This is a genomic window from Aquimarina sp. TRL1, from assembly GCF_013365535.1.
In the GTDB taxonomy this organism is placed as follows: domain Bacteria; phylum Bacteroidota; class Bacteroidia; order Flavobacteriales; family Flavobacteriaceae; genus Aquimarina; species Aquimarina hainanensis.
Genome location: NZ_CP053590.1, coordinates 4,784,789 through 4,796,692, shown reverse-complemented (window position 1 = coordinate 4,796,692; position 11,904 = coordinate 4,784,789). Strand labels below are relative to the sequence as shown.

The window sequence follows — 11,904 nt, the reverse complement described above, 5'->3', positions numbered from 1 at the left end:
TTAGAGCCTCTTTCCGTTCTTAGGTTGTTAGTTGACATGTGTTAGGAAATGAGAAAATAGTAAATAACTAGCTGGTTTGGAAAACTCCGATTTTGTTTCCTGCAAGTTTTTTCTTTTCATTACCAATTTCTAATTTAAAATTACTTTTTTCCTGGTATAGAAGAATAATATCAGATCCTCCGAATAAGAAATATCCAAATTCTTGTCCTTTGAATAGATGTACCCCGGCAGTAGCATTCATATTTACAGAAGACACCTGTGCCATTCCAACAGGTATTACAGCTACTAGTCCGTTTTTCTCTCCGGTATCTAAAATTAATACGCCACGAGTTTGCTTAAACTCATACCCATTACTTGCATTATCAGGTGCATCGAATTCTCCATCATCAGTAATTGTTACTTCCAGAAACACCTTTCCCTGAATCGCTTTGGAATACTTTACTTCTCCTGCCACCGGGGCACAAAAACGATGCAAATCATATGGAGATAAAAAAGAATGCATATAAGTTCCATTGGCAAAAGCATCTTCATACCCACTTCCGGCAATTAATTCTTTGATTGAATAGGCGTGTGTCCCTTTAATACGTTTGGTTTTTAGGGAGGCTTTTCCATCGATGATAATTTCGGAATTTTCATTAATTGGGAATTCTTCTTTGAATTCGGCATCAGCTGGGGATACTACTACCTGATCATTCCTCATCTCATCAACAGGTCTCTTTCCAGGGAGTGCTTCTCTGGCAAAAAATTGATTAAATGTTAGCCATCCGCTAGCGTTATTAGGAATCGCTCCTTTACCTTCTGGAGTATATGCTCCTGGAGGGATCATATAGTCTTCCATCTTAAATAGCGGCTGGTTCATAAAAGACTGTAAACTTTCTGGGGTAATGGATTCTGGTGTATTCAGAAAACTTCCCCAGTCATTGGCAAAGGTGACCAGCCACTCGGAGAAAACAGGAATATTTTGTACATGATTGATTAACCAGTAAAAATGACATAGCTTATTCATAATTTCCTGATCGTAATTTTCTTTAGAACTGATATCGGCTTCAGTAGGAATCCATCTTACAAACCGGTCCAGATAGCTGTAATATTCATTAAGGGTCTGAGGCCATTCAAACTTATCCATGTTCTTTAATTTTTTTTCGACAGCAATTTTTTTTGCTGCGATAAGAGAAGCAGTGATCGCATCTCCAAGCATCGGATGGTTATGAACTATTTCCTGTAATTCTACAACGACTTCTTCGTGTCTGTAGATGATTGCTTTTTTAGGTTTTTTAGCAACTCCTTTTTGTAGTACATCAATAAATGTGCTTTCCATTTTTTTTGGTTTTGGTTTTAAGATTTATGTGTTGTTGTATTGGCAGAGGGTACTGCCTACACCTTACTAAGGTATTTAATAAATCATTATTGAGGTTGAGGGGAAATCATAAATAAAGTATTGGTTTTTAATAGTTTAAAAAGGGTTGTTTCGTTCAAATGATTAAGGCTGAGGGGATCGGTATTATTTTTTATCAAATGAATCATTAAAAAGAAATAGACGTAGCACTTGCAGGAAGATATTAGCCATAAAAAAAGCCTGCTATTGCAGGCTTTTTCTACTTGTTTTTTTATGCTTTTGTTATACTGATAGGATTTCTCCTATAGCTTGTCCTTCTTTGATGATTTTGAAATAGCGGTGTACAAATCGTATTTTTCCATTTTTTCGTTCTATAACATTAGAGAAAAGGTAGCCATAAGGTTCCAGTTTTATTAAAAACTTTCTCAGACGATGAATTTGAAGATTTACATAATAAATATCAATTTCTTTTCCGAATTCTTTCGTTAAATCAATGGTTAGATCTGTTAAGGATACCCACCCTTGATCATCGAATACATAACCTAAGTTAGCATCAGATAATCGTTGTCTGGCGAGGGTAAGTAGTAAATAATTATGAACTCGGGTTCCAAGATCTAACTCCAGCTCATTCATCACTATTTTGATATGGCTATTTTCTTCATCGGCACTCAGTGTGAATACAAAATATGCACGATCAATAATCTGCCTATAGTCAATAGTTTCGTCGAGACTACTATTTTCTATAAACATCCATTCTTCATTATTAAATTCTAAGGTTATCCCCTGAAAAAGCTCAATAGTTTTACCCCCTTTTTCTGCTTTCCATTTCATGTCCTGTGTACAATAGAATGTAATTTCTGGATCTTCTTCATTGCATAATTCCAGGCAAGAGGACAACGATAGAATTTTATTTTCATAAGTCAATGATTTTAGATAACAGCTAGGTGTATCGTCATCGACCATTTCCCATTTAGTGGTATTGCTTCTACCGTATTGTACAGTATCTCCTTTAGACAATTTTACAGTAGTATGTGTAATGTATTTTCCATTAATTAACGTACCGTTTCTGCTATGATCTTTGATATACCAAATCCCACATTTCCAGAAAATAGTTGCATGAGACTTGGAAACGTCATTTTCCTGAATATGTGTATTAGCAGTAAATTGATTTCTACCAAATACATGATGTGTATTTAATACTACAATGTCTCCTAAGGTATTATTTTTTAGAACTGCCATGGTTAAGAGATTTTAATTGTATAACTAATTGTATTACAGGTTTTTTCGTTTGACAACTTAAAGTAATACAATTCTGAACAGACTGTTTTTTAGTTCTTGTAAACCAAAAATACTTGTATTAATGTTTAAGATATACAAATAAAAACTAAAAATGTAATAATTGTACTACAAATTTAAAATTAATTTTTTCAGCTTTAAATAAGTAAAAATACCTGATAATTTCACTTCTTTAATAAGATACGTATTTTGTAGTTTATAAAGAAATTGTATCTATTTGTTTTTCCTCAAACAATTCAAAAAGATTTTCAGGACCCTTCGTGTCTTTATCATATGGCAATAATTTGATACTACCTTCTCCATCTGTATAAGGAGGAGCTTGTAAAGATTTTAATACAAAATATTTTTGATCATTTATATCAATAGTTCCATCAATTAAGATTTTGTGTACGTCATTAACAAATACAGGACCTCTAGCTGTACGACTCATACTTGAAGTTTGTTTTTGTGCCTCTTCAAATATATGGAGTGCTTTATCTAAAGGAATTTTAAAACAACTTTCTTTATTATGATCTGCTTCCATAAGCATATAAAAAGGAATTAATCCCAACTCTATTTGTTTGGTCCATAAGTTGACCCAAGCCTCTGTTGAGTCATTTATATCTCTAACTAATGGTCCTTGACATCGTATAATAGCCCCAGTTCTTTTTATACGTTGAGTGGCTTCTTTGATTATTTCTCCTTCTAATTCCTGGGAGTGTGTAAAATGAGCTAATATATTAAGATGTTTTCCCTTAGAAATAATATATTCAAATAAATTAAGGAGCTCATAAGAATCAACATCTGTAATGAATCGATAGGGCCACCACGCCAAAGATTTGGACGTTATATTAATTACTTTAACAGATTCAATATCTAAAATCGGATCTATATATTTTTTTAAAGTATCAGCTTTTATAATTAAAGGATCAGCTCCGGTGAATACAACATCTGTAATTTCCTTATGTTCTTTTAAATAAGATACGGGAGCTAAAGGGAAATCATATGAAGAAGCATTTTGCATTTCGTAATCGTTAAAAGTTACCCATCTAAAACAATAAGAACAATAACTATGGCATGTTTTTACCATTGGATTAGGGTAAAGAGCTAAAGTTGTTTTAAAAGACCGGTAAGCTCCTTTTAGTAAACTTCCATTATGGATAGGAACACAATTCTCATTGTAATTGATTTTCGGAAACATTTTATTTTTTACATGATTTATAAAAATCAATAACTCAGTTTCAGAACCACTTTCCTGTATTTCTATGAGTTTCAAATAATCATTTATATGTAACATTTCTTTTCTAGGAAAGACAAGCTTATATATTGGATCATTTGGTACTTTTTGCCAATTGATTAATGTATCAATAACATAATTATTAATCTTGAAATGAAAAACTCGAGTTAATACATCAAATACTTTGCGTTCTTCCACAGGTAAATTTGAGTAATAAGTAGTTTTTTTAAAGGTTTTACTTGTATAGGATTTAAATTTCATTTTGACGTTGTTCCTTGATCTATTATATTTTAATAAGTGGGGTATGATTACACATATAACCCCATTTCATTTAATTCACATTCTTGTAACTTTTGTTTTGACCAACCAAGTTTTATAGGCAGATTGTAAAGCCTTTCATTTCCCAATTGAGGCCAAATAAAACATAATCCAGGAATAGTAACTTTGACTGTTTTGATAGGTAAATCAGGTCTGCTGTAGTTTGTGACTAGTAGTTCAAAACCAAGTGTTTTAGCCTTGTTTATTCCCCATATAATATCATTTTTGATATCTTTACTTTCATTATTTTGATAGCTAGAAAGTTTCTTTTTATTTCCATTTCCTTTAAGAAATTGTTCTTCTTCGATAGCATTAAAGTCAAAGGGTGCATTTTTCTGTTCTCGAACAGGTATTAATTGGCATAATTCTGTTAATGCTCGTGTACATGCTGTTTCTATATTTAAGTGGCACCCAAAGCCAAAACAAAATACTCCAGTTTTCTTGTGTTGAGCAATAGCTGCAATTGTAGGAATATCAAAATCATTTGTAATATCAAGTGCCCAGTAATCCCATTCATCTTTAAGTGTTTCATGAATTTTGAACACCTTACCTTCTTGTATAGTCGATAAATCAATTAGTGGTCGTTCTATTTTATTATACCACCATATAGCAGAAGCATCTCTTTCTATAAGTTCATAGAATCCTTGAATGATCGCTTCTTCTATTGAGTTTCCGGCAGCGCATCCATTGGAACTCCAATGTATATATTGTTTATCATGATCAAAAGGTGTATTTGAAAAGCAATGATTAAATGGTAGGTAGACAAACTCTTCTTTTGTCAAAGACCAAGTGAGGGTCCAATGCAAAGGAATGGTTGTATCATATATATTCACTAAATGATTAAGGATATTAGAAGGTAACTTGTTATCTATATAATCTTGATATTGGTTTTTACTGAATTTGGCTAATTGAGAAGGTAAGTAGTACCTTTTATTTAGGTTGTCAGGAGCTGATTTTATATAGAATTCATCACCTTGATAGAGTGCAGCATATCGCTCAATAGATTCACACAAAGCACTGACTTTTGATTGGTCATTAACAATTCCTTTACCTAATGAAATTTGTCTAAACGATGAATTATTAATTATTTCTTGAGGACTAGGGGTTTTAAAATACACACTTTTATAGATAGTAATTGTATTTTGTTTTTTCTCTGATATAAAACTTAAACCAGAAATAACACCGGTTATTGGACTTATGTATTTATCTAGTTTTTCTAAAGTTTCATCAGGACTCATTGAACGCGATCCTCCATCCATTTTTTCTTTCTTCAAACAACTATGCAGATTTACTGGGGATTGAAGTTGTTTTTTTAGAAGTAGTCTATCTCCGCAAATTGAGCATTGGGGTTTATTATGAACAATGTGTTTTTTTAGAATAATATTGTTTTGTAAGTTGATTTCAAAGCAGGTATTTTCATTTTTAATTGTATCATTTATTACTGTTGTAACCCATTTTAAATCTATTTCTACATTCTGAAGATATATTGGGTGAGAGATATAGTTTTCTACATTTTTTTTTAATAGAAAATTGAGGATCGGACGATTTTGAAGTAGTTGATTAGATAAACATTTCCAACATGGTTGTTTTTTTTTCATAGATAGAAATGGACCTATCATTGGTTTTGAACCTGTCAATTTAATAAGCACATATGGGCGTTGAGAGTGAACATGCTTTTTATTAATCAGATGTAATCTTGGGTCTAAATAATTATCAATAAATATAAGTGAGATATTTTTTTTTGATATTGAAATATTTTGAAGAAGTGTACTACTTATATGTGATAAGTTATAGATAGTTACATCATCATGTATTTCTATATCTTTTGTTTTTTTTGGAAGATGGTAGAGCGTTTCTTTTTCGCTTTGTAAAGGAGCTAAAATTTCTTTATCAATAAGGGTTTTAATAGAGTAGAGGAAGGAGGCTTTTTCTATAAAGCTTGGAATTTCATCAATAAATTGAGAAACTTTTTTACTTCCATTAGCAAGATTAATTATTCTTTTGTGTTTGTCATTTGTAAATAGGTGGTCATTATTTTCGCCAATCAAAATAATTTCATTCCTAGAAATAACTTTTTTGGTAAATTTTGGGTGCCAGCCAATTTTTTTATCAAAATCAATCATTTAGTGGGGTTTGTGTTCTGTCATATATTACTATAGGGGAGTTATTACTTTCTGAAATAGGCCATAATTTATTTGTTATAGATGTAAGTTTCTCTAATTGATTGTCTTCTTCTATAAAAAGAGCTATCGAAATACTCATTCTATCCTCGGAAGAAGTATTTTCTTGACTATAATGCCAGACATTGTTATGATGAAAACTCAATCCACCAGACTTAGAGATCATAGGAGTTTCTTCCCATTTATAATTAACAGGAGCTTCTTTTTGTATTATAGTAGCTTGCTTTTTAAGGTTTCTTTCCATTCCATCGTTAGCAGGAGATATATTATTCTGTTTCCAAAAGTGAGATTTTTTTAAAAAGGTTAGAGTCCCGGAGTCATCAGAGACATCACTTATAGGTATCCATGCGCCTAGTAATGTTCCATTTTCGAAATCAACATATTTAGAGTCAGTATGCCATCCTATATTACCTAACATACTTCCATTACAAGGCTTAAAAAAGAAATGGGTAGCACAGATTGATATTCGAGTTGCATTTGTAATCTCCGCAGCTTTTTTACCAAAAACATTACTTTTTAACAAGTTTAGTATTAATGGATCATAGAGATGAGATTGATCTATTTTTTGAATTAAATCGAGATTTCCAATATTCCAACAATTCTTTAAAGGAAAAGAATGATTTTCCTTTCCTTTAAAGATGTTTGTATACTTATGACGAATTAACTCCAAACTTTTTTTATCAAATAAAGGGTCAGAAAAAATAATAAACCCATCTTCATTGAATTGTTTTTTAAGAGTCATTTCGATAAAATTTAGGCAATTGTGAAAGGATATGCTTTTCCAGCAGCCATATAATCAGTTACAGCAGCAGCAAGGTCCTCATCGTTTTCAGGTTTGGGAGGTACCATCATTTGGACAGTTGAAAAATAAGCATTTTCTGAATTATTATCCTTCAATACTTCATACCATCCATTAACCTTCTTTTCTTCTAAATTTCTTTTATACGATTTTTGTCCTTTGTATTCTGTAAGTGTAATACGAAGATTAGATGGAGGAGTGTAGTTATATCGATTAATAAAAAGTTCCCGAATCTCTTTAAAATCCATTTCATAGACATCTTTTCCATTTATGTTTTTATTACTCCAAATATCACAGACTAAACGAAGAAATGCAGTTTTCCATTCATCATTGTCTTTGATTCCAATTAATATATTTTCATCACCTTCGTACTCATCTTTGCTATTGATCATAGTGTTTAATTTTTGTTGTTTATAATTAATTTTAATGAATGTTTATATAAAGGAGCTTCCGTTGTTTGGGGAAACTCATTGACTAAAGGGGTTAATAATTCTAAAGCTTCTTCTTTTTTATTTTCTTTAATTAAAAGATCACAATAAGAATAAGCTATATTTAATTCAATCCATTTAGCTCCTTGATTTTTAGCTTCTTGTATTCCAAGTAAGAAATGTTTTTTACATTCTTCAGAAATGTACCCCTTTTCTTTAAAAAAAGCTTGACTTAAAGATTTATGAACAAATGGAAGTCCCCATTTTTCATTTAATTCTTTTGCTCTGACTAATGTGCTTTTCATTCGTTTAATGGCATATTGATGCGCCCCAATATTTGAATGAATCTCTCCTAGTAAGGACTCCCATATAGATAATCCTCCAACTCTTTTTTGAAGTATAATATTATCTATAAATGATTCTGAATATTTATTAGAGTTTTTTGCCCATTCATATAGTAAAATTCCATAAGAACCAGCCCATTCTTTCTCACTCTTATTAGTCTTTATAAAATAAGAAGAGATAGTCTCATCAATTTTTTCTTTATCATTACATACATAAGCAATCCAACATGAGAATACTTTTCCAAAATCACTGAACATTGAGCATCCTATTTTTTCTGACCATTCATACCCTTCATTACATAATTTGTATGCATTATCAATTTCACCTAAACAACATTTTAAAAAACCTAAGATATATAAGCTATTAGCTTTAGCCTCTATACCAAAAGTTTTCCATAGTTCTTTATCTTCATTATCATTGTATAGTTTTAATCCTGTATTTAAAAGTTGTTCAGCCTTTGTTAAGTTTCCTTTAATGTGATATGTCTGAGCAAGACTAGGTAGGACTAATATTTTATAATGTCTATTTTTCAAAACTTCTGATTCAGCTAAAATTTCTTCTCCTATTTCTATAGCAGCGTCATAATTACCTGTATATAATTCATTTTGTAATAAAGTAAAAGAATTAAGAAATCTCGTATTAAATTGATCTTTCTTATGCTCAAAATAATTTTTCGAAGTTAGAAAATTATCAATTTCATTATTCCTAGTACTAAGATTGGTTAATTCTTCATGACCTATTCCATGTATTGCTGTGATCGATGGGTATCTTAAAAAATTGACTTTGAATTCAATAGCGTTTTTCACTATTTCGTCATTTATTTGTGGAACCCAATTAAGTAAAGAATTAGTTATTGATTTTATTTCTAAATTAGAAGAATGTTCTAGAGAATTTTTGGCTGCTTTAATCCCGTATTCACAAGCTTCTTCATATTTTTCGGCTTCAGCAAGGTGCGTCGCAATTAAGAAAGCATCTATAAACGTTTGTGTTTCGAATTCATTTTTTAAGGCATCGGCAATTCTCAGGTGTACTTCTTTTTTATAAGAAGAAACCATCCCGTCATAAGCGGCATCACGAATTAATGCGTGTCTGAAAATATAACTTTCTCCTTCTACTTTTCGTTGACGATAAATTAAATCGGCACTGACCAGAATATCCAGATCATTTTGTACCAGTCCTTCATCCCGTAAGGAAGATTTTATCAGAATGTCATAGGAGAATTCTCTTCCGATTGCAGCAGCTAATTGTGCAGTTTCTTTGGCAAACCCAAGAGTATCTAAGCGAGCATTTAATAAATCTTTTAAGGTTACCGGAATATTCTTGATTGCTTCTTTTTTGATTAGTTGGTATAAGTTATCTTCCTGAGTCAAATAACCTTGATCATGAAGCATTTTAGTAAGTTCTTCTATATAAAGAGGAATTCCATCTGTTCTTTGTGCGATATAGTTTAAAGTTTCCTGATCGAGTTCTCCTCCTTCTAATACACCAAGTATCAGATTACGGGTGTATGTTTTAGAGAGTGTTTTTAATGAAATATCTCGATGGTATGTTTGCTTCCATTCATGAGTAAATTCCAGCCTGGCTGTCATGATCATCAATAATGAATGATCGGAGAGATCACTTAGTAAGAATTCTATAAATTCCTTACTGGTGGGATCAGTCCAATGAAGGTCTTCTATAATAAGAAGAAAAGGAAGATCGTTTCCTAAAGAGAGGATATAATTTTTTAATATCGAAAACAGGATGTTTTTTTGTTGTTCAGGCGGACTGGGGGTAATCGTATAAGAGTCCGGTAATGGAATGGAAAGCCAGGAGCAGAGGATAGGCATACTCTCGGTTAATTCACAACCTATTTTTTCTAATTCCTTTTCGAGTATAGCAATGGTTTCTACCACTGTTTGTATGGTGTCAATTTCCCAATGATTACGAAGCATATAAAAGAAAGGATATAAGGCATTATTTTGGTGCTCCGGGAGACACCTGCACTCTTTTATAGCGTATTGTTGTTGATGGATTTCTTTTTTTATCTCATAAATCAACTTGGATTTTCCGATACCAGCTCTCCCTTTTATCAATATAGAGGAACCGTTTCCTGTGATTGTATCTTTCCATGCAGATAGAATTGTGTTTTTTTCTTTAATACGACCGATCATTGCTCTATTAGCACTCCATGGACGTAAGAATGAAGAAGCTTCCATTTGGTGTTCCCCAACCAGTTCATAAATAGGGATGGCTTCATGAGAAAAAGCTAATTGTATATGGGTAGGTTTTTTAAAAACAAGATACGGATCTAATAATTTTTTGGAAGTTTCAGTAACCTGAACGGAATTATCACGTGTTTGATATAAAAGATCAAATGCGGTTCCAGGGACTTTTCCGTCAGGGGTTGCATTGGGGTTGATCATTACATCTCCAGAGTGAATAGCGATTCTAATATGAAATTCCAGGCCTTGTTGCTGTAGCAAGGTTTCTCCTCTTCGCTTTATCTGAGATATGATTTCCAGAGCAGTTCTTCCTGCTCTTCGCGCATCATTATCACTTACTTGAGGATATCCGAAATAAATAAGCAGGTTATTCGTAATTTTTCCGGCAGTATATCCTCCATAGCGAATAGCAATATCTTCACAATTGCGAAGTTGATCTTGGTGAATTGTCTCTATAGTTTCTGTGTCAAGTGCACATTGTTTGGTTACTGTCATCCCGAGCTTAATCGCCAGAACGTTGATTTGTCGTTTTTCATTGGCAGTTGGGGTCCAAACCATTTCATTGACCTCGGTATCACTATCAATAGCGTGTGTTACTTTTTTCTCACTGAGGTTACCAACCAGTGATTGGAAATTTATTTTGATAAAATCATTGTACAATCGGGTTGCATCTCCAATTCGGGTACGGGATTTTTTGTCAAGTACTTTTCTTAATATATCAGCTATTTCATGACCTGCCAGCGATGCGGGCAATACAATATTACTGGGATGTAATTGTTGTTGGAAAATTTCTGCAACTGAGTTTCCGTGGATTACCGGCTGCCCGGTAAGGCACTCTATTAATACCAATCCCCAGGCATATAAATCGGATTTTACGGTAGGTGCTTCTCCCCGTAATTGCTCAGGAGCACTATAAGCAGGAGTCCCTACCATTTCTTTAGTTAGAGTAAGGCTCATATAATCTTTGGATCGAACCTCATGAGTAATCGCTCCAATACCAAAATCCAATACTTTTGCCACTGGGGCAGCTCCTGTATTGGTTACCATGATATTTTGAGGTTTTAGATCCCGGTGTACAATTCCTTTCTTATGAGCACTGACCAATGCATCCAGAACTTGCCCCATAAGAAGTGCTGCTTTTTGAGGAGCAAGACCATTGTTTTTTATAATTAAATCTTTTAGGGTAACTCCTGAAATATATTCAAATACGGCAAAAGGCTCTCCAGTAGTTGTATAGCCCTTATCTAACATTTTTACAATATTAGGATGGCTGATTTCAGCACAGAGTTTAGTTTCTCTTTCGAAACGATGTATCTGCTGTTTCTTTTTATTTTCGTCTAGTGTTAGACTAAACTTAAGTAGTTTGATAGCTACGGTCTGTTCTGTACTTTTCTGAAGTGCTTTATATACTTTTCCATAACCACCTTCCCCAATAAGTTCAATAATGGTATAGTTCTTTATTTCTAGGTCCGAATCAGCCTTTTGATTGTTAGATGTATTCATTGTGAAAAATTATTAGCAAGATTTTTTAGTATCGTTGTGAGAATTGCTCAAAAACAATTCGTTAGGATGCAGTAGTACTACCTTATAGCGACAATAGATTGTAACCAAAACCTTAAAAAAGAGATTCTTATAGAAAATAGAGGTATGAATATGCTTGAAAAATGCTCCCGAAGATTGAAGCCCTGCTTTCTGAAAATTCTTTTTTTTGCTAATACAATCACTGTTTTTTTACAGGGAATAGTATTGAGTAAAGATAAAAAGCAAGTACTTTTTCTTTTT

Annotated in this window: 7 protein-coding genes; all 7 read right to left on the bottom strand. The window is 32.5% G+C overall.

Features of this window, described 5'->3' with window-relative positions; all coding sequences use genetic code 11:
- Positions 1-67: 67 nt before the first annotated feature.
- Positions 68-1,318, bottom strand: coding sequence for a phosphatidylserine decarboxylase (locus HN014_RS19780; RefSeq protein ID WP_176030562.1), 1,251 nt, complete (start codon positions 1,316-1,318; stop codon positions 68-70).
- A 300-nt stretch (positions 1,319-1,618) separates the two neighbouring features.
- Positions 1,619-2,575 carry an FHA domain-containing protein gene (locus HN014_RS19775; RefSeq protein ID WP_176030561.1) on the bottom strand — a complete coding sequence of 319 codons (957 nt, stop codon included), beginning with the start codon at positions 2,573-2,575 and terminating at the stop codon, positions 1,619-1,621.
- Between the two features lie 253 nt (positions 2,576-2,828).
- Complete coding sequence (locus tag HN014_RS19770; RefSeq protein WP_176030560.1) at positions 2,829-4,109, bottom strand: lysine 2,3-aminomutase; 1,281 nt, start codon at positions 4,107-4,109, stop codon at positions 2,829-2,831.
- A gap of 47 nt (positions 4,110-4,156) precedes the next feature.
- Positions 4,157-6,289, bottom strand: coding sequence for a TOMM precursor leader peptide-binding protein (locus HN014_RS19765; RefSeq protein WP_176030559.1), 2,133 nt, complete (start codon positions 6,287-6,289; stop codon positions 4,157-4,159).
- Positions 6,282-7,088 (bottom strand): phytanoyl-CoA dioxygenase family protein, encoded by an 807-nt coding sequence (locus HN014_RS19760; RefSeq protein WP_176030558.1) that lies wholly within the window; start codon positions 7,086-7,088, stop codon positions 6,282-6,284. Before HN014_RS19760 ends, HN014_RS19765 begins: the two co-directional genes overlap by 8 nt.
- Positions 7,089-7,099: 11 nt before the next feature.
- Positions 7,100-7,537, bottom strand: coding sequence for a hypothetical protein (locus HN014_RS19755; RefSeq protein WP_176030557.1), 438 nt, complete (start codon positions 7,535-7,537; stop codon positions 7,100-7,102).
- Positions 7,538-7,542: 5 nt separating this feature from the next.
- Positions 7,543-11,625, bottom strand: a complete 4,083-nt coding sequence (locus HN014_RS19750) for a TOMM system kinase/cyclase fusion protein (RefSeq protein WP_176030556.1) — start codon at positions 11,623-11,625, stop codon at positions 7,543-7,545.
- Positions 11,626-11,904: the final 279 nt, after the last annotated feature.

What these genes read in the sequence shown, in the direction of transcription:
- HN014_RS19780 (WP_176030562.1), bottom strand. Translation starts at nt 1,318, where the DNA reads ATGGAAAGCACATTTATTGATGTACTACAAAAAGGAGTTGCTAAAAAA.
- HN014_RS19775 (WP_176030561.1), bottom strand. Translation starts at nt 2,575, where the DNA reads ATGGCAGTTCTAAAAAATAATACCTTAGGAGACATTGTAGTATTAAAT.
- HN014_RS19770 (WP_176030560.1), bottom strand. Translation starts at nt 4,109, where the DNA reads ATGAAATTTAAATCCTATACAAGTAAAACCTTTAAAAAAACTACTTAT.
- HN014_RS19765 (WP_176030559.1), bottom strand. Translation starts at nt 6,289, where the DNA reads ATGATTGATTTTGATAAAAAAATTGGCTGGCACCCAAAATTTACCAAA.
- HN014_RS19760 (WP_176030558.1), bottom strand. Translation starts at nt 7,088, where the DNA reads ATGACTCTTAAAAAACAATTCAATGAAGATGGGTTTATTATTTTTTCT.
- HN014_RS19755 (WP_176030557.1), bottom strand. Translation starts at nt 7,537, where the DNA reads ATGATCAATAGCAAAGATGAGTACGAAGGTGATGAAAATATATTAATT.
- HN014_RS19750 (WP_176030556.1), bottom strand. Translation starts at nt 11,625, where the DNA reads ATGAATACATCTAACAATCAAAAGGCTGATTCGGACCTAGAAATAAAG.